The organism is Sorangium sp. So ce176, assembly GCF_051519835.1.
GTDB classification, from domain to species: domain Bacteria; phylum Myxococcota_A; class Polyangia; order Polyangiales; family Polyangiaceae; genus Sorangium; species Sorangium cellulosum_G.
The window spans coordinates 7,790,892-7,816,980 of the sequence record NZ_CP150371.1 but is presented as its reverse complement, the minus strand read 5'-3'; the positions used below and the strand labels follow the sequence as shown (position 1 = coordinate 7,816,980).

The 26,089-nt window shown below is 71.3% G+C and carries 18 protein-coding genes and 7 tRNA genes; 19 read left to right on the top strand and 6 right to left on the bottom strand.

All coding sequences use genetic code 11. The features are described from left to right. The first annotated feature begins 119 nt into the window (after positions 1-119). The 3 genes from WMF42_RS29295 to WMF42_RS29285 all read left to right on the top strand — a co-directional run bounded on the left by WMF42_RS29295 (position 120) and on the right by WMF42_RS29285 (position 6,048). On the top strand, positions 120-929 hold the full coding sequence (locus tag WMF42_RS29295) for a class I SAM-dependent methyltransferase (RefSeq protein WP_061612723.1): 810 nt from the start codon (positions 120-122) through the stop codon (positions 927-929). Between the two features lie 697 nt (positions 930-1,626). Further along, the gene (locus WMF42_RS29290) at positions 1,627-4,059 is read left to right on the top strand and encodes a hypothetical protein (RefSeq protein ID WP_437694365.1); all 2,433 of its coding nucleotides are present in this window, start codon (positions 1,627-1,629) and stop codon (positions 4,057-4,059) included. Between the two features lie 90 nt (positions 4,060-4,149). Then, positions 4,150-6,048, top strand: coding sequence for a GMC family oxidoreductase (locus WMF42_RS29285; RefSeq protein ID WP_437686177.1), 1,899 nt, complete (start codon positions 4,150-4,152; stop codon positions 6,046-6,048). A 225-nt stretch (positions 6,049-6,273) separates the two neighbouring features. Here WMF42_RS29285 and WMF42_RS29280 read toward each other — a convergent pair whose 3' ends face one another. The 4 genes from WMF42_RS29280 to WMF42_RS29265 form a co-directional block, all read right to left on the bottom strand. Beyond that, the gene (locus WMF42_RS29280; protein WP_061612727.1) at positions 6,274-8,658 is read right to left on the bottom strand and encodes a hypothetical protein; all 2,385 of its coding nucleotides are present in this window, start codon (positions 8,656-8,658) and stop codon (positions 6,274-6,276) included. A gap of 410 nt (positions 8,659-9,068) precedes the next feature. Then, positions 9,069-9,245: a hypothetical protein gene (locus WMF42_RS29275; protein ID WP_199694381.1), complete on the bottom strand. Its 177-nt coding sequence runs from the start codon at positions 9,243-9,245 to the stop codon at positions 9,069-9,071. A 40-nt stretch (positions 9,246-9,285) separates the two neighbouring features. Beyond that, positions 9,286-9,672, bottom strand: coding sequence for a hypothetical protein (locus tag WMF42_RS29270; RefSeq protein WP_437686176.1), 387 nt, complete (start codon positions 9,670-9,672; stop codon positions 9,286-9,288). Further along, positions 9,669-10,283, bottom strand: a complete 615-nt coding sequence (locus WMF42_RS29265) for a hypothetical protein (protein ID WP_061612426.1) — start codon at positions 10,281-10,283, stop codon at positions 9,669-9,671. Before WMF42_RS29265 ends, WMF42_RS29270 begins: the two co-directional genes overlap by 4 nt. A gap of 51 nt (positions 10,284-10,334) precedes the next feature. Between WMF42_RS29265 and WMF42_RS29260 the strand changes: the two genes are divergently transcribed. From WMF42_RS29260 to WMF42_RS29185, 16 genes are all read left to right on the top strand, one after another. Continuing rightward, positions 10,335-11,972 (top strand): Ppx/GppA phosphatase family protein, encoded by a 1,638-nt coding sequence (locus WMF42_RS29260; RefSeq protein WP_061612427.1) that lies wholly within the window; start codon positions 10,335-10,337, stop codon positions 11,970-11,972. A gap of 217 nt (positions 11,973-12,189) precedes the next feature. After that, positions 12,190-13,668, top strand: a complete 1,479-nt coding sequence (locus tag WMF42_RS29255) for a hypothetical protein (RefSeq protein WP_233562531.1) — start codon at positions 12,190-12,192, stop codon at positions 13,666-13,668. A gap of 147 nt (positions 13,669-13,815) precedes the next feature. Further along, a complete protein-coding gene (locus WMF42_RS29250) occupies positions 13,816-14,229 on the top strand; it encodes a hypothetical protein (protein ID WP_061612429.1) in 414 nt (137 codons plus the stop codon). Between the two features lie 84 nt (positions 14,230-14,313). Then, positions 14,314-15,384, top strand: a complete 1,071-nt coding sequence (locus WMF42_RS29245) for a protoporphyrinogen/coproporphyrinogen oxidase (protein ID WP_437686175.1) — start codon at positions 14,314-14,316, stop codon at positions 15,382-15,384. A 41-nt stretch (positions 15,385-15,425) separates the two neighbouring features. After that, positions 15,426-16,721 carry a tetratricopeptide repeat protein gene (locus WMF42_RS29240; RefSeq protein WP_437686174.1) on the top strand — a complete coding sequence of 432 codons (1,296 nt, stop codon included), beginning with the start codon at positions 15,426-15,428 and terminating at the stop codon, positions 16,719-16,721. A 255-nt stretch (positions 16,722-16,976) separates the two neighbouring features. Continuing rightward, positions 16,977-17,153, top strand: a complete 177-nt coding sequence (locus WMF42_RS29235) for a hypothetical protein (protein WP_155798028.1) — start codon at positions 16,977-16,979, stop codon at positions 17,151-17,153. Positions 17,154-17,572: 419 nt separating this feature from the next. After that, a tRNA-Lys gene (locus WMF42_RS29230) sits at positions 17,573-17,649 on the top strand. A gap of 166 nt (positions 17,650-17,815) precedes the next feature. Then, a tRNA-Asn gene (locus tag WMF42_RS29225) sits at positions 17,816-17,887 on the top strand. Positions 17,888-17,899: 12 nt separating this feature from the next. Further along, positions 17,900-17,974: transfer RNA gene (locus WMF42_RS29220), tRNA-His, on the top strand. A 102-nt stretch (positions 17,975-18,076) separates the two neighbouring features. Beyond that, positions 18,077-19,759, top strand: a complete 1,683-nt coding sequence (locus tag WMF42_RS29215; protein ID WP_437686173.1) for a TROVE domain-containing protein — start codon at positions 18,077-18,079, stop codon at positions 19,757-19,759. Between the two features lie 98 nt (positions 19,760-19,857). Next, positions 19,858-19,977, top strand: a tRNA-OTHER gene (locus WMF42_RS29210). A gap of 8 nt (positions 19,978-19,985) precedes the next feature. Next, a tRNA-Asp gene (locus WMF42_RS29205) sits at positions 19,986-20,057 on the top strand. Between the two features lie 297 nt (positions 20,058-20,354). Continuing rightward, positions 20,355-20,428 (top strand) — tRNA-Glu (locus WMF42_RS29200). A gap of 127 nt (positions 20,429-20,555) precedes the next feature. Further along, positions 20,556-20,628: transfer RNA gene (locus tag WMF42_RS29195), tRNA-Leu, on the top strand. A gap of 106 nt (positions 20,629-20,734) precedes the next feature. Beyond that, entirely contained in the window at positions 20,735-21,253 is a 519-nt protein-coding gene (locus WMF42_RS29190; protein ID WP_061605927.1) for an HNH endonuclease, read from the top strand. 104 nt (positions 21,254-21,357) lie between these two features. Further along, a complete protein-coding gene (locus WMF42_RS29185; RefSeq protein WP_437686172.1) occupies positions 21,358-23,523 on the top strand; it encodes a protein kinase domain-containing protein in 2,166 nt (721 codons plus the stop codon). A gap of 60 nt (positions 23,524-23,583) precedes the next feature. Here the strand turns inward: WMF42_RS29185 and WMF42_RS29180 are convergent, their stop codons facing one another. Both WMF42_RS29180 and WMF42_RS29175 read right to left on the bottom strand, forming a co-directional pair. Continuing rightward, positions 23,584-24,159, bottom strand: coding sequence for an HPF/RaiA family ribosome-associated protein (locus WMF42_RS29180; RefSeq protein ID WP_061605925.1), 576 nt, complete (start codon positions 24,157-24,159; stop codon positions 23,584-23,586). Between the two features lie 866 nt (positions 24,160-25,025). Then, on the bottom strand, positions 25,026-26,075 hold the full coding sequence (locus WMF42_RS29175; RefSeq protein WP_437686171.1) for a hypothetical protein: 1,050 nt from the start codon (positions 26,073-26,075) through the stop codon (positions 25,026-25,028). Positions 26,076-26,089 lie beyond the last annotated feature (14 nt).

The window sequence follows — 26,089 nt, the reverse complement described above, 5'->3', positions numbered from 1 at the left end:
GCTGGCCCGGCAGCAGCGGCCGCGGGCTGCCGCGCGCGGGCTGCGCGCGGCAGCCCGGCTCCGCAGCGCGGCCGGTCCCGGCGTTCTGGCGCGGCACGGCCCCTGCTCGGAGGGGCCGCATGACGACCATCAGCCTCGCGCTCGACACCCCGGAGCTCGCCCAGGCCTATGAGCACGGCAGCGACCGGCAGTTCAACCACGGCAAGCTCCTCATCGAAGCGCTGGACGTGCGGCGCGGCCAGCGCGCGCTCGACGTGGGCGCGGGCACCGGACGGCTCGCGGCGCACGTCGCGGAGATCGTCGGCCCCGAGGGCAGCGTGGTGGCCATCGACCCTCTGCCCTTGCGCGTCGACATCGCCCGGCAGAAGGCCCGCGACAACCTCACCTCCGCTGTCGGACACGCCGAGGACCTGTCCGCCTTCTCCGCGAGGAGCTTCGACGTCGTTTACCTGAACAGCGTCCTTCACTGGCTGGATCCGCTCCAGAAGCAGCGCGCCCTGGGCGAGGCCGCGCGCGTGCTGAAGCCGGGCGGCAAGCTCGGGTTCAGCACCCAGGCGCGCGAGCGGCCGCACCAGATCGAGCCGGTCCAGCGCAAGATCCTGGCCGAGCTCGGCAAGGAGGCGCCGGGCGCCGCGCCCTACAACCACAAGGTGACTGTCGACGAGGTCCAGACGCTGCTCCGGCGCGCCGGCTTCATCGTGGACACGGTGGAGATCCGCACGTTCGTCGACCATGCCGCCGATGTGGACGAGATCCTGAAGCAGAGCCAGTCCGGATCGTTCGGCAACCACCTCTCGCACCTGAGCCCCGACGAGCGGCGCGAGGTGCGCGATCGGCTGGCGAAGGAGCTCGAGGCGTGGCGTACGCCGCAGGGGATCCGGCTCGAGCGGAACCTCATCTTCGCGATCGCCCACACGGCGGGCAACTAGCTCTCGACGAGGGCTCCTCTCCTCGCTGCCCGGCGGCGATGGCGGGCCCGGGGGCCCGCCCGGGGGACGACAACTGGCTGCAACGCGCCCCGACCGGCCAGCGCGCGGGTTCGACACGTAGCGCCGCGGTCGCCGGCGACGCGAAACGCCGCGATGGCCAGGATCGCCGGGATCGACGCGCGTTGTTGGATCTTCGCCATCGAAGCGACGCTGATCATCCGGCCAACGCGGAAGGCGAGCTCGTCTCTCGACGGTGTCTCCCGACCTGAACAGCCGGGTATCGATCGATCGCAGGCGGCGTCGCGCGCGGGCGCGCGTCAAGTCAGGCCGGCTCGCCGTTCTGCGCGCGGCGCTGTTCCCCGCCCGCCATCGCCTCGAACCGCGCCCATGGCGTTTGTTGAGCCCGCGTGCCAGATACGATGAGGGTGACGCACTGCGAGCGCCGCGACGCGACGCTGTAGCGCGTCGCTGACAATCTCGACGCCGAGGGCACAGCGAGCTTGTCGTCACGAGCGCTCGCGCGGATCAGGCTCCGGGGGCCAGGGCCTCGATCCGCGCGAACGCCGCAAGATCCCCGGTTGTCCTGGAGTTCGTGGTCGGTCTCCGATTTGGCGCGGAGGTCTGCCGATCTCGTCGGTGAATCCGGGTGGTGTTCCGTTGTTGAAGGGGAAGGACGATGGCTACAAAGACGGATCTCATGAGCTCGCGCGGCGTCCTGCTGACGAGTTGCCTCCTGGCCCTCGCGGGCTGCAAGAAGCCCGCGCCGCGGCCGGGGGAAGTCCTCGACGAAGCGCGCCTCGCAGGCCGGGACGCCGCCACGTTCCCCGCCGCGGACGAGGACTATTTCCACGACATGGATGGCGGCGTCTCCCTGACCCCGGACGAGGTCAAGGGGCGCAACACATGGATCGTGTGGTCGGCGGGCAACGACCGCTTCTGGGACACGATCTCGGCGCGCAGCAAGGGCAACCTCGACTTCCTGAAGACCGTCTCGTCCCATCCGAAGCTCAAGTTCAGCCGCGACAACCGCTGGAATTGGCTCGGCCTGGTCAACGAGCCCTGCTTCGAGAAGGCCACGGGCCCCGATCCGGAGCGCTTCGGATTATGGCTGGACAGGCGGCGCGCTGACTGCCCGCCGGATCCGTTCGAGAACGAGGCGAAGTACCCGGGCGTGGACATCGGCGCCCGCGGCGAGACCGTCCCGGTCGGCTCCTATTACGGGTACGCGACAGGCATCGTCGGCCTGCGGCTCTTTCCCAACCCCGACTTCGACGAGGAGGCGAAGAAGAAGTGGGATCCGGTGCGCTATTACGAGGATCCGAGCTATTACTACTCCAGGGATCTGGTGAGGCCCTACCGCATCGGCATGTCGTGCGGGTTCTGCCACGTCGGCCCGAGCCCGACCAATCCGCCCGCCGATCCCGAGAATCCGAGGTGGGAGAACCTCAGCTCCACCGTCGGCGCCCAGTATTTCTGGTGGGACCGGGTCTTCACCTGGGACGCCGATGAGACGAGCTTCCCGTACCAGGTGTTCCACGCGTCGCGGCCGGGGTCGCTGGACACCTCGCTCGTCTCCACGGACTACATCACCAACCCGCGCACGATGAACGCCCTTTACGAGTTCGGCCCGCGGCTGCAGCAGGCCAGACGCTGGGGCAAGGAGCGGCTGGACGGCGGCGAGCTGAACAACAAGCAGTTCAACGACTTCGTGAAGAAGGGACCGCTGACGCAGTTCTTCAAGGCGCCTGCCACGGTCTGGGCGCCGCGCGTGCTCAAGGACGGCTCCGACGCCGTCGGCGCGCTCGGCTCGCTCAACCGCGTGTACCTGAACATCGGCGAGTTCAGCGAGGAGTGGCTCCTGCACTTCAACCCGCTCATCGGCGGCAAGCCCATCTCCCCCATCCAGATCTCGGTCGCGCAGAAGAACTCGGCGTACTGGCAGGCGACCGAGCGGCAGACGCTCGATACGGCCCTGTTCTTCCTCCAGAGCACCGCGCCGCACAAGCTCAAGGACGCGCCGGGGGGCGCGAGGTACATGACCGCCGACGCGGCGCAGCTCACGCGCGGCAAGGAGGTCTTCGCCGAGCGCTGCGCGCGGTGCCACTCGAGCAAGCTCCCCGCCCGAGCGGCGGGGCTGGATCCGAGCGGCTGCGCCGGCCCGAAGTACCTCACCTGCTTCAACGACTACTGGGCGTGGACGAAGACCGACGAGTTCAAGAAGGAGATGCGGGAGATCGTCCTCAAGGACGATTTCCTCGAGGGCAACTACCTGTCCAGCGATCTGCGCATCCCCGTCACGCTGCTCGAGACCAACGCCTGCAGCCCGCTCGCGACGAACGCGCTCAAGGGGAACATCTGGGAGGATTTCTCGTCCCACTCGTACAAGGAGCTGCCGGCCGTCGGCACGATCACGGTGCACAACCCGGTCACCGGCGAGCCGCGCCAGTTCGAGATGCCGGGCGGCGGCAGGGGCTACACGCGCGTACCCTCGCTGATCAGCCTGTGGTCGACGGCGCCGTTCCTCCTGAACAACACCGTGGGCAAGTTCAAGTCGAGCCCCTCGGTCGAGGCCAGGATGGAGTCCTTCCAGGACGCGATCGAGAAGATGCTCTGGCCCGAGAAGCGCGAGAAGGACCGCGTCCTCGGCGACAAGGTGCCGGGCGTCATCGACCGCACGAACGCGAGGAGCTATCTCCGGGTGCCCGCGGGCTACCTGCCCGAGCGGCTGCGGCCGCTCCTCGGCCCGATCGAGCGCGTCGCGCCCTGGCTGGTGGGCGAGGGAGGGATCGAGATCGGCCCCATCCCCGAGGACACGCCGGTGAACCTGCTGGCCAACCTGGCCTTGAGGTCGGAGAGCGCCGATCCTGCGGAGCGCCTCGCTCACGGCGAGAAGCTCCTCGCCGTGCTGCTCAAGATCAAGCGCGATCTGAAGGCCTTGCCTGAAGACGCGAGCGACGAGGAGGCGCGCCGGGTGTTCATGGACCTCACCGAGCCCCTGCTCGAGCTCAGTCAGTGTCCCGACTTCGTTGTCAACCGCGGCCATTACTTCGGCAGCTCGTACTTCACCCAGGAGCGTGAGCTGACCGACGAGGACAAGCGGGCGCTGATCGAGTTCCTGAAGACGCTCTAGCGACCCTGGCAGAGAGGCGGCCACACGGCCGCGCGGCGGCCCGGCTCACTGCGGCCGGGCCTCCGCGCGCGGCGAGAGGAGGAGGGGGACATGATCGGTCAGCGAGGTGCTCGGATCGACTGCGAGTATGTGGTCGTCGGCTCGGGGGCCGGCGGCGGGACTGTCGCGGCGCGCCTGGCCGAGGCGGGACACACAGTGGTCCTGCTCGAGGCCGGGGGCGACCCGCGCGAGCTCTCGGGCGGCGACGCCTTCGAGCCCGACAAGAACCGCCTGCCCGACGACTATGACGTGCCCGTGTTCCACCCCATGGCGTCGGAGAACGAGGCGCTCCGGTGGGACTTCTTCGTGCGCCATTACGAGGACGAGAAGCAGCAGCGACGCGACGACAAGTACCGCGAGAGCTGGCGAGGCAAGCCGACGCGCGGCGTGCTCTACCCGCGCGCAGGGACGCTGGGCGGCTGCACCGCGCACCACGCCATGATCCTGGTCTACCCGCACAACGCCGACTGGGATCACATCGCCGAGCTCACCGGCGATCCCTCGTGGCGGGCGGACAGCATGCGCGGCTACTTCGAGCGCCTGGAGAACTGCCATCATCGGCCGCTGCACCGGCTGCTCAGCTACCTCGGGATCAACAGGACGCGGCACGGGTTCCGCGGCTGGCTGCACACCGAGAAGGCGATCCCGAGGGCCGGGCTGCGGGACAGGGATCTGGTGCGGTTCATCCTCGACTCGGCGCACTGGGCGTCCCACGACGTCAACACGCCCATCGAGCGGGTGCACAGCGTGCTCGAGAGCAAGGCCGATCCCAACGACTGGCGGTCCGTGGAGGAGAGCGCGGCGGGGGTGCGCTACATCCCGCTCACGACCCGCAACCATCAGCGGATGGGCCCCCGCGAGCGCGTCCTCGACGTGGCGCGGCGCTACCCCGATCGCCTCAAGATCGAGCTCGACGCGCTTGTCACGCGCGTGCTGTTCGACGAGCAGAACCGGGCCGTCGGCGTCGAGTACCAGAAGGGCGCCCGGCTCTACCGCGCCGGCAGCAGCCCCGCGGCCGAGGACGGCGAGCGACGCACGGCGCGCGCGTCGCGCGAGGTGATCCTGTCGGGCGGCGCGTTCAACACGCCGCAGCTGCTCATGCTCTCCGGCGTCGGCCCGCGCGACGCCCTGGAGCGCCACGGCATCGAGGTGCGCGTCGACCTGCCGGGCGTCGGCAAGAACCTGCAGGACCGGTACGAGGTGGGCGTGGTCCACCGCATGAACTTCGACCACTGGGACGTTCTCGAAGGCGCCCGCTTCAGCACCGACGACCGGCACTACCAGCAGTGGGCCGCCACGCGGACCGGCACCTACACGACCAACGCCGCGGTGCTGGCGATCATCAACCGATCCGCCCCTGAAAGGCCGCTGCCGGACCTCTTCTACTTCGCCCTCCTGGGGAAGTTCTACGGCTATTTCCCTGGCTACTCGGCGGAGTTCCCGAGGCACCTCAACTACCTCACGTGGGCGATCCTCAAGGCGCACACGCAGAACCGGGCCGGCGCGGTGACGCTGCGCTCGGCGGATCCGCGCGACACCCCGGAGATCAACTTCCGCTATTTCGAGGAGGGCGACGACAAGGCCGGAGAGGACCTGGACTCGATGGTCGCGGGCATCCGGTTCGTCCGTCGCATGACGGCGCGCCTCAAGCAGGAGAAGCTCATCGCCCAGGAGGAGCTCCCTGGCGAGCATCTCCAGTCGGACGAGGAGCTCAGGACCTTCGTCCGCGACAACGCGTGGGGCCACCACGCGTCGTGCACCTGTCCGATCGGATCTCCGGAGCAAGGCGGCGTCCTCACCGGCGATTTCCGGGTCCACGGGACCCAGGGGCTGCGCGTCGTCGACGCGTCGGTCTTCCCGCGGATCCCCGGGTTCTTCATCGTCAGCGCGATCTTCATGATCGCCGAGAAGGCCGCCGACGTCATCCTCGCGGACGCCGCACGCGGCTGACGTGGCGCCACCCCTTCACCGCGGTGCCCTGTCGACCAGGCGACGCATCCCTGGTTCACGAGAGAGATTGAACCACAGAGGCTCAGAGAGCACAGAGGAGGGAACAAGAATACAGCGAATCCTCTCTATCCTCTGTGCCCTCTGTGCCTCCGTGGTTCAATCTCTCTGTGGTTCGAGCGCTTCCCCTCGCGAGACCGACGACGGGCTCCGGGGGCGCGCGCCGCGCTACTGCTTGGCCGTGTCGCCGGAGCAGATGACGAACTGCGTCGCGCCGTCCAGCGCTTCCCCCTCGCCGGTGAACCGGATCTGCCGGCGCTCCGTGGACGGGCACTTGGCGACGACCTCCTCCCGGCCCAGGCCGAGCCGCGGGTCGACATAGCACCACCCGTCCACCCGCTCCCCGCCCGCCTCGACCGGCGCCGGCGGCACCGTGTCCTGGCACGCCTCGAGCTCGTCGGGATCGCTGAGCTGCTCGACCTCGCACACGCAGTTCCAGCCGTTCGCCTCCGCGACCGGATCGTCCAGCACCATCTGCTTCGCCATGCGGTGCTGCGAGGGCACCTCCCGCCGCGCCGCGCGCTCGCCGCAGCCGCACTGGCCCTCGGGCGCGCTGCGCGCCTCCAGGACCAGGCAGCTCACCTGTCCGTTCGTGTCGGGCTGGAGCGCGCGGGGCAGGCACTGCCCGCCGAGCCTCGTCTTCAGCCGATCGACGATCGCGCCGATCGCCGGCCGGTAGCCGAAGTCGGAGTCGCCCGGCCCTGACTTCTCCGTCTGCGCCGGGCACACCGAGCCGACGATGCCCTGCTCCCCGAGATCCCGGACGAGCGCGAGCTGCCGCAGGCCCGGATAGGCCTTCGCCATGACCTGACGCTCGCTGTCGGTGCCGTCGGCGTTGTCCTCGCACAGCGGGCTGTTCCGGTCGGCCCCATCAGGCTTGCAGTCCCCGCCGGTCGTGGGCTCCCGGAGCCGGAAGGTGCAGGCGAACTGGAGGTCGCCGAAATCCGCCTTGGGGTTCCACTCGTGGCCGTTGATCTCGTTGGCGCCGTCCGGCGAGTCGGGGCTGGCGATGCGCGTGCCGGTGATCGGGTTCTGGCCCTCGCGGGGCACCGGCGACTCGATCATGTGGGGATCCGCCGGAGGACGGAACTCCTTGAGATCTCCGAGGATGATGTCCCAGGTGCTCGAGAGTCCGGCGTTCGGCGCGCTCAGCTCCTCCGCGCTCTTGAAGCCCCCGACGGGGTTGCCGTCCTTGTCCTTGCCGTCCTTGAGGTCGGGCAGGCCGGCCTCGTTCTGGCGCGCGATGTCCTGCCAGGGGACGCCCACGAGGCCCGCGAAGAACACGAGCTCCGGCGTCCGGACCGCGGTGAGCTCGTCGTCCGGGTCGAGATCCGAGAAGATCGGGTTGTTCACGACGTTGCCCTCGTGATCCGCGATCGTCGGCTGCGTGAGCGCCTCGGTGTAGCGCTCGATCGGGTAGAGCAGGTCGACCCCGAAGCGCCGCTTCTGGTCGAAGCAGCGCAGGTTGATCGGGTCCTCCTCCTCGTCGAGCACCGCGACGGCGTTCTCCGTGCCGCAGGTCTCGTCGACCGGGCACTCGCCCCTCTTCGACGAGCAGGACTTGCAGCACGGGTCGTCAGGGCCCTTCTCCGAGCACTCCTTCCGCGGCCGGAACATCCGCCAGGGGCGAGTCTCCCCGTTCGAGTCCTTGTAGGACCTCTGCGCCACCAGGTAGGAGTTCCCGCCCTCGCGGATGGAACAGTCGTTCTCGTCCGACAGCATGACGATCGCGAGGAGCGAGTCCGGCCGCAGGAACGCCTTGCGCTGGTCCAGCAGCGTCGTGTCCAGGCCTTCCCGCACCGCCTTGCCGTCCACCACCTTGATCGTGTCGTACGGCGCGGGGTCCGCGAGGAACCGATACCAGCTCTCGAGCTGCGACTCGTAGCCGCACCCGACGTCGGCCACGCCTCTGACCATGTTCGTCAGGGTGGGCACGAGGCCGCGGCCCGCGCCGTCGTCGAGGATCGACTCGCCCGCAGGGCTCAGCTTCTGCTCCGGATCCCAGGCGAGGAACCCCTTGCCCTGGTAGGTCGGCGGGTCGTTGTCTGCCTGGTCGTCGTCGTCCTTGCCGCTCCGGGCGACGAGGCGCCCCCTGTCGTTGTTCGAGAAGTGCGTGTTCACCGGGCACGAGCCCGAGCCGTGGTCGCCGATGCTCGTGCTGATGATGCCGATGTGGATGTCGAGGACAGGCTCGAACTCGCGCTCCATGCCGTTCGAACAGGGCTCGCTCGGTGACGTCGGCGTGGAGGTCCTCAGTGGATCGAGCGGGTCGATGCAGCGAGGGTTGACCAGGCGCTCGACGAGGTCGGGCACGGCCAGCGCGAGGATGTCCTGCTTGTCCTTCATCGACGCCGAGTTGTCGATCGTCAGCAGGAGATCGATCTTGTCGACGCGCTTGGCGAGCCGCTCGACGACGGTGCCAGTCGTTCGCGTATCCTGACGTGCGATGGGACGGCTGAGGCAACCCGAGAGGAGCGATGTCCCGACGACGACGGCGGAGCACATGATCGACGCGGCTGCGCGAGCAGCGCGGGAGGCAGGACGAGCGGCCATGGATCCTTCCTTGCGCGAGAGATGGAGTGGGCCTGTTCGCGCGCCGGCTTCGACGCGCGCGCTGCGCCGGCGCGCCTGTCTCGCGCGGAGTGGATGACAGGCCGCCTGGCTATCGCGTATCAGACGCCCAGAGGGGGTGTTCTCTTGGCTACGTGGCGCGATCGGCGCGACGCCATCACAGAAAACGCACGAGCGACGGAGAGCGCGGCGCGGCGGTCGCGTCGCGCAGGGGCGGCGCGGCCGCCATCTCGAGCGGAGACGGCGCGGCCGCCGTCTCGAGCGGAGACGGCTCGCGCCGGCGTGCTACATTGTCGTGAAATGAAAGTAAGGGTGGAGGAGAGGCGGGGCGGGTAGGAGGAGCGGGCCGGGTGCGGGGCGCGCCGCTTGTCAACGCGCCGCGCGGCAGGCGCTCAGCTCTCGGCGGGCGCGGCCGCCTCGGCGCCGGCGATGAGCGGCGCGTACTGCGTGAGGAACTTGCTCCAGCGCTTGGTCTTGCGGCCGGGCTTGCGGGAGCTCTGGGTGCTCCGCTCCTGCTTCTGGGTGACTTTGAGGGTGAGGTGCTGGTGCTGACGCGTGGGGCGATGCATGGCGGCGGAGACTGCTCGAAGCCGCCGCGCTCCGCAAGCCTCAACGCGACGGCGCCCGCGCCCGCTCGTCCCGCTCCGGCCCCAGCCGGCCGAAGCTGTGGATGCCGTAGATGAGCACGAGCAGCGCGAGCACCGTCAGGGCCATGCCCGCGTCCGACGGCCCGACGCCCACCAGCGCGAGCCCCGCCACGAGGAGCAGCCCCCCGCCGCCGAGCGCGCGGCGCGCGCGGGTCTCGGCCTCGCTCCCGGCTTCACGGCGGCGCGCGCGGGGCGCTCGCTGCCGCGCGCCGTCGCGCGCGTCACCGCGCGCGCGGCCCTCGTCCGCGTCACCGCGCGCGCGGCCCTCGTCCGCGTCACCGCGCGCGCGGCCCTCGCGCGCCTCGCCGCTCTTGCGCGCCTTGCTCTCGCCCGGATCCGGCGCGCTCACTGGAACTTCTGCGTCCGCGCGTACGTGATGAAGTCCTGCACGTCGCGCGTGAGCTGGCGCTCGGCGCTGATCGTCGTGCGCTCGTGCGACTCGCCGACCAGGTCGTCGTAGCGGTAGTTGTTCTGGTAGAGGAGCACGAGGCGGATGGCCCCGTCCGCCCCGCCGCGGACGATGCGGAGCCTCTCGTCCTGGCCGTTCGGGGGCGGGATCGCGGCGCCGAGCGCCTGGGCGTCCTCCTCCGTCACGTAGACGACGCCGTACGAGCGGTTCTGCACGCCGACGTCGATGCGCACCTTGCGCCCGCTGACGAGATCGACCACGCGCCCGGGCACCGGCTGCGCGCCCTCCTGCACCATCGCCCGGCGGATCACCTCGATCGCCCTGCGCTCGTCGAGGGCGCGCGTCGGGTTCGGCGCGCGCGCCTCGCCGCCGCTGCAGCCGGCGAGCGCGAGCGCCGCGGCCGCGACCCCGAGCGCGCGGCGCGCCGCATCACGCGCGCCGGCGACCGGACGGCGCGCGTCCCGGGCGTGACCGGGCCCGTCCTCTGAAGGTCGATGCTGAAGGGGACCGCGAAGGCGGAGCCCCGACCCGCGAAGAAGCTTCCTCCACATGAGCGGGCATGAGAGTAGCCAACCGGCCGGAGCTTCGCTACTTCTGCCGACATGGCGCGGCTCGCTGCGATCGACATCGGATCCAACGCGATACGGCTTCGCATCGTCGACGTCGACCCGCCGGCGCTCGGGGCGTTCGGCGCCGGCCGGGATCCGGCGCTCGCTGCGGGCTCGACCGGCGCGCCGCGCTTCCACCCGTTCCGCGACGTCCACGCGGACCGCGCGTCCGTGCGTCTCGGGCACGACGTGTTCACCAAGGGCCGGCTTGAGTCGGGGGTCATCGGGGCCGCCTGCGAGGCGCTCCGGCGCTTCCGTACGGCGATGGACGCGGCCAAGGTCGACCGCTACCGCGCCGTGGCGACGAGCGCCGCGCGCGAGGCCCAGAACGGCGACCTCTTCGCCGAGCGGGCCGCCCGCGAGGCCGGCGTCCACGTCGAGGTCATCGAGGGCATCGAGGAGGCGCGCCTGGTCCAGCTCGCCGTCCGCGAGCGCGTCCCGCTCGGCGGGCGGACCGCGCTGCTCGTCGACATCGGCGGCGGCTCGACCGAGCTCACGCTGCTGCGCGGCCGCGAGGCGATCTTCTCGCGCTCGCTCCCCGTGGGCACGGTGCGGATGGTCGAGACCTTCCTCGAGGATCGCCGCCCCATGGACGCGGGGCACCGGCGGCTCATCGAGGAGTACGTCGACCGCGTCATGGTCGAGGCGATGCGCGAGATCGTGGAGCTGCTCGGCCAGGGCTCTGGGGTCGACCTGCTCGTCGGCACGGGCGGCAACATCGAGACGCTCGCGGACCTCTGCCCCGTGCCGAGCCCGTCCGCGGACGGGCGGGCGATCGACGTCGGCGCGATGTCCCGCCTGCTCGACGAGATGGCGGCGAAGACGCCCGAGGAGCGCGCGCAGATCTACGGCCTGCGCCCGGATCGCGCCGACACGATCGTCCCCGCCGCGACGGTCCTCGGCCGCGTCGCGCGGGCGTTCGCGCAGCCGCTCATCGTCGCGCCCGGGGTAGGGCTCAAGGAGGGCGTGCTCGTCGACCTCGCCCACGCCCACTTCCTCGGGCCGGATTTCCGGGGCGAGACCGCCGCCGTCAGCGACGCCTGCACGCGGCTCGGCCGCCGCTACCACTTCGACGAGCAGCACGGCGCGCTCGTGGCGCGCTTCGCCGAGCGGCTCTTCGACGACCTCGCGCCGCGCCACCGGCTCGACCAGCGCGACCGGATCCTCCTGCGCGCGGCGGCCCTGCTCCACGACGTCGGCGACTTCGTCCGCTACGAGGGGCACCACAAGCACAGCCATTACATCATCATCCACAGCGATCTGATGGGCCTCACCCCGGAGGAGCGCGCGATCGTCGCGAACATCGCGCGCTACCACCGGAAGTCGCCGCCCAGCATGGACCACGACAACTTCCGCGCGCTCTCGCGCGACGCGCGCGCCAAGGTGAAGGCGATGGCGGCGATCCTCCGCGTCGCCGACGCGCTCGATCGCGAGCACCGGGCGAAGGTCACGGCGGTGAGCGGCCGCATCGAGGGCGACACGCTGGTGCTCGAGGTGCAGGGCGCCGAGGACCGGGCGCTCGAGGAGTGGACTGTCGTCGCGAAGGCGGGGATGTTGCGCGACGCCTTCGGCCTGGAGGTGCGGATGGTCGACGCCACGCCGCGCTCGCTCCCGCCCCCTGCAGCCGCGTGAGCGGCGGCTGAAACGTCGGGAGACGCCGCGTGAGCGGCGGCTGACTGTCGAAAAAAACTCGCCGCGGCCTTTGCGCTGAGCCCTGCCCGCCACCATGAAGCTCAGCAGGGGGGCGCGTGCGCCTCCGTGAACGAGCGCGGCGGGGCCGTGCCACCGAGCGCGGCCGTGCCGCGAGCGAGGCCGGCAGCGCCGCCGCGAAACAGGGGGCGATCGACCGTTGACGCTGAAATCTCCCAAGCTGATGGAAGCGCGCCGCGCCGCCGGCATCCTGAAGTCCGCCCTGCGCGGGCACACCGGCGATCTGACGCTCGCCGACGCGTCGGCGAGGAGCGGCCTGCCGCTGCGCGACGCCGAGAGCGGGCTGCACCTGCTCGTCAGCGAGTACCGCGGGCACCTCAAGGCGACGTCCGAGGGCGAGCTGCTCTTCCGCTTCCCGCACGGCTTCACGAAGCCGTGGGAGACCCGCACGCGGCTCGAGCGCGCGCTCGGGGCCGTCCTCCGCGGCGCCGCCGGCGTGGCCCGCTTCGTCGTGCGCGCGTGGATCGCGATCGTGCTGATCGCGTACGTCGTGATCTTCGTGGGGATCCTGATCGCCCAGATGTTCGCCCGCTCGAACAGCGACTCGCGCGACAACGGCGGCTTCTCCGGATCGTTCGCGGGCTATTTCCTGTTCCGCATGGTCCTCGACGCCATCTTCTGGACCTTCCATCCCTTTTCGCCGTTCGTGTGGACGGCCGACCCGCCGTGGTCGTCGTCGCACGACCGCCGCGGGGCGTACGGCAGGCGCCGGGACGAGACGCCCTTCTACGAGAAGGTGAACCGGTTCTTCTTCGGCCCGACGCCGGCGCCGCGCGATCCGCTGGAGAACGAGAAGCTCATCCTGGCCGAGATCCGCGCGCAGCGGGGCCGGATCGGGCTCGCGGACGTGATGCGCGTGACGGGGCTGCCGCGCGACGAGGCGGACCCGCTGATGGCGCGGCTGATGCTCGACTACGACGGCACGGTCGACGTGTCGGAGGAGGGGGGCATCGTGTACCGGTTCGAGGCGATCCGGCGGACGGCGGACGAGGTGCCGTCGCGGGCGCCGGCGCCGGTCTGGGCGAAGCGCGAGGAGCTGCCGCCGCTCACCGGGAACGGCGCCGGGGTGAACGCGCTCATCGTGGCGCTCAACGGGTTCAACCTGATGATGAGCCTCTACGCGCTCGGCGCGCACCTCACGCTGGACAACCTCGGCCTCCTGGCCCGCGGGGTGCCGATGGCGGAGCTGCCCCCCACGGGGACGGCGGTCGCGCTCGGGGTGGTGCCGCTCGTCTTCTCGCTCGCGCTCTTCGCGCTGCCGCTCGGCCGCGCGCTCCTCCGCCCGCTGAAGCGGCGGCGGCTCGCCCGCCGGAACGCCCGGCGGGCCGTGCTGCGGGCGATCCTCTCCCGCGTCGGGGCGAGCCAGGGCCGCGAGCCGATCACCGAGGAGGTGCTCCAGCGGGCCTGGCAGGACGCGGCGGGCGAGGCGCCGCGCTCGGAGGAGATCACCCGCGAGGTGGTCGCGCTCGGCGGCGACGTCGACCTGGAGACCGGCGAGGGGATCCGGTACCGCTTCCCCGATCTCGAGACCGAGGCGAAGGCCCTCGAGGCCGAGCGGGAGGCAGCCTCCGAGGAAGAGGCGCGCGCCGGGAAGGTGATCTTCTCGTCGGACGCGTGAGCACGTCTCGGGCGGCTTTGCGGCTGTTGATGCGCTCACCGACAAAAATGTCGTCGGCGTGCGCGCGCCTACGGGGTTACCCCGCAAGGATTCGTCGTTGATTGACGCGCTCTGGCTCAGACGTCTACGGTAGGGTTAATTTCGCTCATGTACTCCGTTGACAACAAAGCCGGTCGCCTCATCGAGGTGAGGCTCGCATCACCGCTCCCGGCTGGCGAGGTCGACGCGTGCATCGCCCGGATTCAGGGCATCGTGACCCAGAACCGGCACGGGGCCGTTGTGTGCATCGAGCTGCTCCAGGTCGACGTGCTCGCGCCCGAGAGCGCGGAGAAGTTCCTCGAGATGATGCGCGTCCAGAACGCGACGGTGCACCGGACGGCCTACCTGCTGCCGGTGACGAACGCGATCCTCGGGCTCCAGGTCGAGCGGCTGATCCGGGACGCGCACAACTCGAGCCGAAAGGCGTTTCGCGACACCACCTCGCTCGAGGCATGGCTCGTCCCGGTGATGACGATGGTCGAGGCGCAGCAGCTCAGGAAGTTCCTGTCGCAGCTCGCCTGAGGCAGCGCTCACGGCCGCTTCGCCGCGCCGCGCGCCGCCGGCCCGATTCCTTACCTGGTCGTGACCTCATGGTATAGAGGCGCGATGGGACGTATTGCCATCGTCGGGGGCGGTCTGGCGGGGTGCATCGTCGCGTTCCGGCGGGCGGCGGCGGGCGACCGGGTGACGCTCGTCGAGGCGTCGTCGCGGCTCGGCGGGCAGCTCTGGACCGAGCGGGTCGACGGCTTCGTGGTGGAGCACGGCGCCGAGGGGTTCATCGCCCGGAGCGAGGCGGTCCCCGCGCTCGCGGGCGCGCTCGGCATCGACGGCGATCTCGTCGGTCAGGAGACGCTGCTGTCGTTCGGCTTCGACGGCGCGCTGCGCGAGCTCGCGCCGGGCGAGGCGGCGGCGTTCCTCGGCTTCCAGGTGCCGCGCGACGAGCTCGGCAAGGGGATCCGGACCTTCCGCCTCGGGATGGCGCAGCTCACGGACACGCTCGCGCGCGCGCTCGTCGACGGGGGGCGGGTGGACGTGCGCCTCTCCGCCGCGGCCGCGTCGCTCGCGCGGGCGGGCGGCGGCCTCAGGCTCTCGCTCGCCGGCGGGGGCGCGATCGACGCCGACGCGGCGGTGATCGCCACGAGCGCCGCCGGCGCTGCCGCGCTGCTCGGCGAGCCGGCGCGGCCGCTCCGCGACGCCGAGGTGCTCTCCAGCGTGACCGTCTCGCTGGCGTACCCGCGCGCCGCGATCGAGCACCCGCTCGACGGCACCGGCTTCATCGTCGCCGCCGCTCACCAGGCGCACGGCTTCCGCGCGTGCACGTTCACGACCTCGAAGTTCGCGGGCCGCGCCCCGGCCGGCCGCGTCGCGCTGCGCCTCTTCTTCCGCCCCGAGCCGGCGGATCTCGAGGCGCTGGACGACGCCGCCTGGACGGCGCGCGCCGAGGCGTCGCTCGCGCGCGTGCTGCCCGTGCGCGGGGCCGCGGAGCGCGCGTGGGTCTCGCGCTGGCCGAGCGCGCTGCCGGTCTCCACCCCCGCCCACGCGGCGCGGGTCCGGGAGGTCGAGCAGGCGCTCGCCGGCAGCGGCGTGCTCCTCGCCGGCTCGGCGTTCCACGGCTCGGGCATCGACGCCGCCGTGCGCTCGGCCGAGGCGACGGCGGAGCGCATCGGCGCCCTGTAGTGCGCTGTCGCGCGCTGTGGTCCTGTGACGTGGGACAGGCGATGAAGCTGCTGAACGCTCGAACTCGATACGCTCCAGGCCACGAAGCCGCCGCCGGGACCATGAAGGGCGCCAGCAGATGGCGAGCTTCAGAGAGGCGCCTCGTCCTCGGCCTCATCGCGGCGTGCGCCGCCGCGGGGTGTCGCCGCGACGAGCCGCCGAGGCCGACAGTCGAGGGCGCGCCGCCCGCCGCGGCGAGCTCGGCCCCCGCCGTGGCGTCCGTGAGCAGCGCCGCGGCGTCGGCGGCGGCGTCGGCGGCAGCCCCGGCGCCGCCTTCCCGGGCGGCGCCGGGCGCGCGCCCGCTCACCGAGAAGGAGAAGCAGGCCATCGCCGCGTACAGGGCCGCGCTGGCGAGAGGCAGGCTCGCGACCCGGGAGCGGCGGTATCACGCGGCCATCCAGGCGTTCAACGACGCCCTCGCCGTGGATCCGACCGACGCGCGGGCGCTCGCGGAGCTGGGCTTCGCGCACCTGAGCGACGGCAACAGCCACGCGGCGGAGGGCAATTTCACCGCGGCGCTGGCGGGCGCGGGCGACCCCGAGCTCCGCTCCCAGATCTGGTTCAACCTCGGGCTCCTGCGCGACAAGGCGGGCGATCCCGAGGCGGCCCGGGTCGCCTACGCGAACGCGCACGTGCTCAGGCCGTCGCCCGCGACGCGCGGCAAGCTCGCCGGCGGGTCGATGTGCGCCGTCGAGGTCCGCAAGGCCGGCGTCGAGGGCGCCGTCGTCGTGCCGGGATGGATCGAGCTTTTCGCGCTGGTCGGCCTCGGCGAGGAGGAGCCCGGCCCGGCGCGCGAGGTGACGACCGAGGCCGCGGCGCGAGCGCGCCTGTGCGGACTCGAGGGGAAGGGTGCCAGCCACGGCCCTTGCGCCGGCGACCCGCCGTGGATCTTCCCTCGCGAGTACGGGACGTACACCTACTTCCACAACCATGTGGTGTTCCCCCGCAAGCCAGCGGGGTTCGTTGTCGCGGACGGCGGTCATTCGGGGGGCTGGCCCGCGCGCTGCCAGGGTATCCGCAGCGTGAGCGGCTCGACCGAGGGGGCGCTGCTCGTTGTCGACGCCTTCTTCAGCGGCGCCGGCGCTGTCTTCGACGGCGAGCCCGCCGAGGAGCAGCGCTGCCGCGACGGCGTGAGCCACCATGAGCGGACGTTCTACGACGCGCGCACAGGCCGCGCGATCGTGGCGCTGCGCTGGCCGGAGGGGAGCGCCGTGGACGTGAAGGTGGAGGGCGGGCACGTGGTGGTCACTGGCGCCGAGTGCAACGAGCGATTCCAGCTCGACGCCCACGCCCGATAGGGCACGATGTGTGCTTCGCGCAGACCACCTCTCGACGCCGTGTCCCATGATTCCTGGTCACGGATCCCGCCCCCGCCCGCTGCATCGCGCGGGCAAACCTCCGGAAAACCGCGGGATTCCTCGATTGCGTTGACCCTCGCCGGGGCCGGACAAGCTCCTGTATCGAAGGCATCGAAAAAAAGAATCGACTCGAGGAACTTTTCTGTTGCACGGACCGTCGGAGGGGAGTACTCATTGCGCACACAAGGATTCGTTATGTTCAGCCGCTCCGACAAAACGCAGCTCATCGCCATCCAGCCCAAGGCGGGTACGCCCGGTGCGGTCGCGGGATGGGAGCATCTGCAGGGTGGCGATTCCTTGGCGCACGACCCCGGCCATTCTTGCGGCATCCGCCTGTCGCGGAAGCTCGGAAACCCGGAAGATAGCGCCTAGAGGCAGCTAAGCACGCGTCGATCGACGACGTTCGCGAAGGCCGCCTCGGGAAACCCAGGCGGCCTTCGGCGTTCTGGGGGGTCGTGAAGCCGGTTGCCCGTTACGGGCTGTAGACCGCTGGGGGGCTGTTCGCCCTCGTGGGCTGCGGTCTTCTGCTGGGCTGCTGGTCACTGGTGGGCTGTATACCCCCTGTGGGCTGCAGCGCGCCGTGCGCTGTGGGCTGCAGGCGTGTTGGGAGAGGGGTTGTCTTGCTTGCCGCGCGTGCGATGTCGTCGCGCGCTGCGGGGCGGGAGGGGTGCGCCCGAAGAAAGGAGGCGCTGTAGAGCATGCACTGGAAGCATTCGAGTCGAAAGTAAATGGCCGCGGCGTGCATCCTCGGCGCCGGCGATGCCCGGCGCGCGATGGCCGGCTTGCATTGCGGACCCGTAGCTCAAAGGGCCAGAGCCGCCGCTTCTTGAGCGGACGGCTGGAGGCTCGATTCCTCTCGGGTCCGCCAGGCGCACCGGTCTACCTGAAACGCCGCCCCTCCACCCGGAGCGGGCGCGCGAGGAGGGGAAGCCTGCGCCGACCCCGCGCCTGCGCCGCTGCGCCGGCGGAGGGGTCGCTCGATCTGTGACAACCCGGGTTTTCACTGTGGATGGAGGCGCGCTGCGCCTCCATGTTCCGGCGTAGCTCAATGGCAGAGCCCCCGCCTGTTAAGCGGGTGGTTGGAGGTTCGATTCCTCCCGCCGGAGCCGTGGTTTGCGTGGGTGTTACTCTTCTGGTGAAGAGGGCAGGTTGTGACCCTGCGAAGACGGGTTCGATCCCCGTACGCCCACCCAGGACGGGTCGAAAGCGCTCGGTTATCTTTTGCAGATCAGCCCGAGCGCGGAGCTCTTATCCGTCCTTTTTCTTGCCCGGTTCCTCGGGCCGGAGGTGGTGTCATGGCCAATTATGTGAAGCACTTCGCCGCGCTGCTCACGCCGCAGCGGCAGAGGGCCCGCGCCGATCAGGTGAAGAACAGCGCCGGTGGCTACGCCTTCGCCCTCGACGAGTGGGCGAGGCTCGACCGCTGGCTCATCCTCGGCGCCGAGGGGGGGACTTACTACGCGGGCGAGCGGAAGCTCACGGTGGACAACGCCCGCGCCGTCGAGGCCTGCCTCTCCGCGGACGGGCCCCGCGCCGTGCAGCGCATCGCCGACGTCAGCCGCTCGGGGCGAGCGCCGAAGAACGCGCCTGCGATCTTCGCCCTCGCGATGGCCGCGGCCGACGCGAAGGTCGAGACCCGGAAGGCCGCCCTCGGGGCCTTGCCCGAGGTGTGCCGCACGGGGACGGATCTCTTCCACTTCGCCCGCGACGTGCAGGGGTTCCGGAAGTGGGGCCGCGCGCTCAGGTCCGCTGTCGCTGCCTGGTACAACGAGAAGCCCGCCGACAGGCTCGCGGTTCAGGCGATCAAGTACCGGCAGCGCGACGGCTTCAGCCACCGCGATCTCCTGCGGCTCGCGCATCCGGTCGCGCCGAGCCCGCAGCACGACGCCCTGTACCGCTGGATCGTCGGCGGCATCGAGGCGCTCGGCAAGGAGTCGGCGCGCGGCAAGGCGCTGCGTCCGGAGGAGCTGCCGGACGCGGTGCGCGCGTTCGAGTCGCTCCGCGCGGCGACGAACCGGAAGCAGGTGACGGCGCTGATCCGGCAGCATCGCTTCACGCACGAGATGCTCCAGACCGAGTGGAAGAACGACCCCGCGGTCTGGGAGGCGTTGCTCGAGCAAATGCCCCAGACGGCGCTCATCCGGAACCTGGGGAAGATGACAGCGGTCGGCCTGCTCTCGCCGATGAGCGACGCGTCCCGCAGGGCGGCGCGGCAGCTCACCGACGCCGCGCGCCTCGCCGCGGCGCGGGTCCACCCGGTCGCCGTGCTCTCGGCCCTCAAGGTCTACGAGCAGGGCCACGGCGAGCGCGCCCGCCGGCGCGACGGCGCGCTCTCGTGGACCCCGGTCCGCGAGATCGTCGACGCGCTGGACGAGGCGTTCTACCTCGCGTTCCGGGCCGTCGAGCCGACAGGGAAGAAGCACCTCCTGGCGCTCGACGTCTCCGGATCGATGACCAGCGGCCAGATCGCTGGCGTCCCTGGCCTGACGCCGCGCGTGGCGAGCGCGGCCATGGCCATGGCGACGGCGAGGCTCGAGCGCGAGGTCGCCGTGGTCGCCTTCACGGCGGCCGCGTCGGGCGGGTACGGCGGCAGGTGGGGCGGGGGGGCTTCCGGCCTCACGCCGCTGTCGATCTCGCCGAAGCAGCGGCTCGACGACGTGCTGCGCGCGGTGAGCGGCCTGCCCTTCGGCGGCACGGACTGCGCGCTGCCGATGATCTGGGCGAAGCGGAGCCGGGTGGAGGTCGACACGTTCGTCATCTACACGGACAACGAGACCTGGGCGGGGGATGTGCACCCGTTTCAGGCGCTCAGGGACTACCGGCAGGCGATGGGCCGACCGGCCAGGCTGGTCGTCGTCGGCATGACGTCGACCGGCTTCTCGATCGCCGACCCCACGGACCCCGGCATGCTCGATGTCGTGGGCTTCGACGGGGCGGCCCCCCAGGTGATGGCGGATTTCACCCGGGGCGCTGCGTGACAGACAGCGTGACGGACGGGCTCCGCCGGCCCGTCCGTCACGCGCGGGGCGCCGTGAGGGGCCCCTCTCGCGGGACGTCGCGATGATGTCCCCACCTTGCCGCTGTAGCTCAGCCGGAAGAGCACCTGACTCCGTTCTCCGCCCCTTTGCCCGCTCCGGGCCGCAGGAGGACGGTTATCCTAATTAGGATGTCGCGGGTTCGAACCCCGCCAGCGGCGCTGTCGTTGCCCTCGTATGCATCTGGTGAGGCAGCCTGATTGTCGATCAGGTGAGGGGAGTTCGATCCTCCTCGGGGGCGCCCAGGCTTGTTCCGGTTTCGTGAGGAGAGAAATTTTGACCACAGAGGCACAGAGGGCACAGAGGAGAGAGAAGATAGAGTTATTTTTTTCTTTCTCTCTCTCTTTCTCCCCTCTGTGCCCTCTGTGCCTCTGTGGTTCCTTCTCTCTTTCTCATGAAATCAGGGGCAACCATTTCAGTGCCAAGGTCATGGTGACCGCGGAGGAAAGGCAAAACGAAGCCAATGAGATCGACGGAAGGCCGTCCAAGGAATGAGGAGACCGTGATGAAGATCTGACGCGAGCCTCGTGGTCGAGGCGTCCCCATCTCGCTAGCGGCCCAGGCGGCCGGATTTTCGCTCCGGAGACGCGGGTTCGAATCCCGCTGGGGACACCGGGCCGCTCCGCTCGCCTGCGTGCGCCTTCGGGCGCCCGCGCCCGAGCGGGCGAGCCTGCCATTGCAATCAACGACAGATTGCCCCTGCGGGGCAGGTGGGGTCGAGTCTCACCGGTGACGCCCTGCCCGGGTGGCGAAACGGCAAACGCTGCTGGCTTAGAACCAGCTGACTGGGGGTTCGAATCCCTCCACGGGCACCCGTCGAATGTGCGCGTCGAACGCACCCGTCGCGCCATTCGAACGTACGAATTGCACGCAACCTGGAGCCACATCATGAAGAGAAAGAGACGATCGAGGTGAGCCATGACCGCGCAGACGCTGCTCCTGACGCCATGGATGGTGCCCCATAAGGTCATCCCGTGGCAGACCGCTGTCACGATGAGCTTCCTGGGCAAGGTGGAGGTCATCGAGGAATACGACGACGTCATCCGGTCGCCGTCGCTCTCCATCAAGGCCCCCGCCGTGGTGCGGCTGAAGCGGCCGACGCTGCAGATGAAGCGCGGCGTGCGGTTCACGAGGACCAACGTCCTCCTGCGCGACGCATTCCGCTGCCAGTACTGCGGCGTGAAGAAGGAGGCCCGCGAGCTCAACTACGATCACGTCATCCCGCGCGTGCAGGGCGGCAAGACCGTCTGGGACAACATCGTTGCCTCCTGCTACGCGTGCAACTCGACCAAGAGGGGACGGACGCCGGAGCAGGCGGGCATGAAGCTGCTCCGCGCCCCGGTGAAGCCGAAGTGGCTGCCGCCGGCGCCCCTCTTCGGCCTGAGCGAGCGGCGTATCCCGGAGGCGTGGGCTGGCTACTGCGCGAGCCCGGGATGAGCTGAGCGCCGGCGCGCCGCGGACCCTCCTCCGGGCGGGGGGGCGGCGCGCCGGCGCGCATCGGGGCTTCCGCCGGCAAACCGGCGGGTGCAGGATGGCCGGGCATGGAGATGTGCCCGGCCAGCGACCGCGTCGAGGACGAGCCCGCGCCGGTCCCCGCGGTCCTGCGCGGATGGCTGATCGAGGGCGAGCTCGGGCGGGGCGGCATGGGGCGGGTGTTCCGGGCGCGGCATCCGAAGACGCGCGCGCGGGCGGCGATCAAGGTGCTGCTCGGCGACTACGCCCGCCGGCCCGACGTCGTGGCCCGCTTCCGGCAGGAGGCGATCGCCGTCAACATCATCAACCACCCGGGCATCGTCCGCGTCTTCGACTCCGGCGAGCTCGAGGACGGCTCGCCGTACATCGTGATGGAGTACCTCGACGGGCGCGGCCTGCGCGACTGGGTGCAGGCGGTGCCGCCCGCGGATCGGCCCCGGCAGGTCGTGCGGCTCGGCTACCAGATCGCGTCGGCCATGGCGGCGGCCCACGCGTCCAGGGTCGTCCACCGCGATCTCAAGCCGGAGAACATCATGGTGGTCGACGACGAGCTCGCGCCCGGGGGCAGCCGCGTCAAGATCCTCGATTTCGGCATCGCCAAGGTCCTCTGGGGCGGTCTCCCCGAGGTCGTGGAGCTCGACGGGAGCGGCCCCGTCGCCTCGGTCTCCGCGCCCGCGATCCGCACCGAGCTCTCCGCGCAGCCGGCGCCCACGCTGGTGGCCGCGACCAGCGCCTGGAGCGCCGCCGCAGACCTCGACGCGCGCGAGGAGGACGCGCTCCGGAGCCTGCCGCTCGTGAGCCTCGGCAGGCCCGCGATCCTCCCCGCGCCGGCGGAGCTCCCGCCCGAGGCGGCGTCCGCCGCGCCGGCGGAGCTCCCGCCCGAGGCAGCGTCGTTCGGGGGGGCGCGCGCGTCCGTCGAGCCCTGCGCGCCGCGCAGCGGGGGCGCGGGACAGCCCACGATGCCGTTCACGCAGGAGGGCGTGTGGGGCCTCGGGACGAGGAGCTACATGGCGCCCGAGCAGGAGCGCCATTCCGGCAGCGTCGACGTCAAGGCGGACGTCTACTCGCTCGGCGTCATCCTCTACGAGCTGCTCGAGGGCCAGACGCCCGACGCGTCGACCGGGGCGTGGCCGCCGCCGATGAGCGCCGCGACGCCGCCGGATCTCGTGGCCCTCGTCCACACGGTGCTGTCGTTCGAGCCCGAGGCGCGGCCGCGGATGGCGGCGGTCGCGGCCGCGCTGCACCGGCTCGGCCGGGCGAAGCGGGAGTTCGACGAGGCGCTCTCGAGGTGGGTCGCGGGCGGGAAGGCGCCGAGGCTCCTGCCGCGCGGCAAGGCGCTGCACGAGCTGTCCGCGTGGGCGCGCGACATCGACGACCTCTCCGGCCCGGAGCGCGGCTTCCTGGACGCGGCCACCGCGGCGGAGGCGCGCCGCGAGCGCCTCACGCGGGCGCTGCTCGCCCTCGGCGTGGTGGTGCTGATGGGCATGGTCGCGACGACAACCGTGTTCTGGATGCACGCGACGCGGGCCCGGAAGACGGCCGAGGCCGCGGAGCGCGCCGCGCGGGAGCACAGCCGGCTCGAGGCGGCCGCGAACGCCTCCGCGCAGGACGCGCTCGCGAAGATGACCGAGGCGCAGCGCGCCACCGAGGAGGCGCTCGCCCTCGCGATGAGGGCGAGCGACGACGCGCGGAGCGCCAACTCCGCGAGGGACGCGATGACCGAGGCGAAGCTCCTGGCCGAGCACGCCGAGCTCCGCGCGAGGCGCGCGGCCCAGGCCGCGTCCGCCGCGAAGGCGGAGGCCGACGCGCGCCACGAGCAGTCGAGGAGCGCCCTGGAGCGCGAGATCGCCGGCCTCGAGATCGACCGCGAGCGGCTCCTCGGGCGGATCGAGCGGGCCGAGAGCGACGGCGAGCGGGCGAGGGCGGCGCTCCGGTCGAGGGAGAACGAGCTCAGGGCCGTGCTCTCGGAGCTGAGGCGCGAATCGGCGCGCGTGGGCTCGCTCGAGCGCAGGCTCGAGGACGCCGCCGAGCGGATCGACGCGCTGAGGGAGGCGCGGGAGGAGTGCGTCGCGAGGCAGCGCAGGGCGCCGCCGCAGCCCGACTTCCCGGCGGACGAGGGCGCGGCCCCTCCTCGGGGCGAGGAGAAGAGCGCGACGCCGCCGGCCGAGCCCCCGGCGGGCTCGATGCCGATGCGGTCGCCGCTCCCGACGTTGCCGCGCGGCACGACGATATGAGCGCGGCGCCGCGCTCATATCGTCGCGCGGCGCCGCGCCTCGTTCACGAGGCTGCCGGGGCTAGCTGAGGGTCGGAATCTCCTCGCGGCCACGGTTGCCGCCGCGCGCGTCCACGACCCGCACCGTGCTCGCCTGAGGGCCCTTCTCGCCGTCCTCCTCGGTGTAGGCGACGCCCATGCCGATCTTCAGCTCGGAGAACGGGGCCGAGAGGATGCTGCGCTCGTGGAAATAGATCTCCCGGCCGTCGAGCGTCGTGATGAAGCCGTAGTCGTTGAACAGCTTCGTGATCACGCCGGACGTGTCCTGCGCCGGGTGCGCCTTCACCTCGCTCCGCTGCTCGCTCGCGAGCTTCTTGAGCTGGCGACCCGCGCGCTGAAACACGTCGCGCACCGCCGTCGGCAGCAGGTTCTTGGCGGCCCGCTCCTCGCTCACGATCTCCTGCTTGCCTGCCACGTGGAGGTCGACGCGCACGCGGTACTCTCCCCCCGTGCCCTGGCTCGCGTGGTCGCGCTCCACCACCACCGCGCAGCTGTTGATGTGGTCGTTGAAGCGCTGAATCTTGGTCGCTTGCTCCCGGATCAGCTCCTCGAGCGAAGGGCTTTTGTCGATATGTCGGAACGTGAGCTCCAGTTGCATTATCGCTCCTTTCATCCCGCGTCGATGGGACGCGTCACTGCAGTCGCTGTGGGTCGCTGAGCCGCACCAGCCGATTCCAGGCCATGCGCGGTACGTCGGACCTGGGCACCAGGGAGTGTCCCGGCCTCGCGACCCTCTGCGCGGTGGCCCGGAGCGGGCGTTGCTCCGGGGCCGCCAGGTCGACGTAGACGGCATCGTGCGGCAGTCGGGCCCCTCACTTCTGGTTCGCCTGCTGCGCAGGGCCCGCGTGATGGTTCTTTGCGACCATGAAACCCTCGTGTGTGCTGAAATCACACGGTAGCAAGTTCGCTGCCACGGTCGCTCCGCCGTGAGGCAGCGCGCTCGCGGCGAGCTCCGCGGTGGAGCGACGCCGGGCGCGGCCCTGGCGGCGCAAGCTCTGCGTGACAGGAGCAGGTTCTTGCGTCCGTCGTGGATCTCCAGGCCGGCGCTGGGGACGCGGCGAGCGCGACGGAGCGTGCTCTCCTGGGGCAGTTTGCGACACACGGGGCGTCTCGCGCCGTTCCGTTGCATTTCATCGAGTTTCCACGCGCCTGTCCGGGCAGGAACGCGGGGCAGCGCCCGGCGGGCGAGCCCTGCCCCCTGGGGCAGCGAGGACCGGCCATGGCGGCGTCCCTCTCCGCGCGACGCGGCGGTCCGGTCCGCCCGCCGCGCCGGGATGTCGTACCGATCGGGAGCAGTGCGCACGGCGCGTCATCGGGCCGGCGCCGAGGAGCGATCCGGGGGGCGAGCATGAGGGCGAGCGCTCGCGGCGCCGCGTCACCTGGCACCCGGCGGAGAAGGCGCGTGGGGCATAGCGCCCCGTTCGCCCGGCGCGGCGGTCGCGCCGGCCGCGCCCGGGCGCCGCTTCAGCGGATATCGAAGACGTAGTCCGTGTCGTACGTGCGGACGAAGAGCTTGCCTTCCTTCTCGACGAGGTATTCAGGCCCGCTCTTGATCGGGAGCTTCGAGACGACCTTGCCGGTGGCGCGATCGAGAACATAGAGGAAGTCCGGCTCTGCCGTGAAGCCGTATCCGCAGACGAGGTGATCTCCGCGGAGCACGAAGTTCTCCGCGTTGCAGACGAGCGGCGCGCTCTGCCAGAGGAGCTGTCCCGAGGCGAGATCGATCGCCGAAAGGAAAGCGTTCTTGCCCTTCGAGGAGGCCGCGTACGTCCTGTGGCCCGATGAGACGTAGAGCACACCGTCCCTGGCCACGGCCCAGCCGACGTGGCCCCGCACGAACGCGGCCTCCCCGGGCGCGATCTCGGGGGGCGTGAGGAAGCTGTCGAAGTCGAGGAAGGCGACGACCTTGCGCGCGGCGTCGACGATCGCGACGAAGCGCGCGTCGTTGAAGCTCTGGCCGTAGAGCAGCGCGAGGTGGTCTCCGTGATCGATCGCCTTGACGAGCGCATGGTCGCCGTAGCGGGCAGGAACGAAGGAGGGGAGGGCGCCGGCTTCGCTCCGGGGGGCGCCCGGCACCTGCAGGGTGGGCAGCGAGAGGCCGTTCCTGGTGAACCATGCCGCCGCGTCCGTGATCGCGTTCTTCTGCTCGGCGACCTTCACGAGGCGCGGCGCGGCGGAGCCCCCGGTCGGCGCGGGCCGCACGAGCGTCTGGCCGAACGGCGGCGGCGCAAGCTTCACGGGAGACCTGCCGTCGAGCGCGATGTCGGAGGCGCCGTCGCCCGCGGCCACCTGCGGCGGTTGCGCGGCGCTGTCGCCGCCTGGCGACGGCGCTGGCTGCGGCGCCGGCCCGGCGGCGTCGTGAGCCGCGGGCGCGGCGCCGACCGCGCTGGAGGGGGCCGGCGCGGCCCCCGTGGAGCGCGCGGGCGCTGGCCGACAGGCGCACATGGCGAGCGCCGCGGCGACGAGCAGGAGCTTGCGGAGAGACGACCGGGCTGGACGAGCGGTGGCGAGCACGCGCGCAGCGTAGC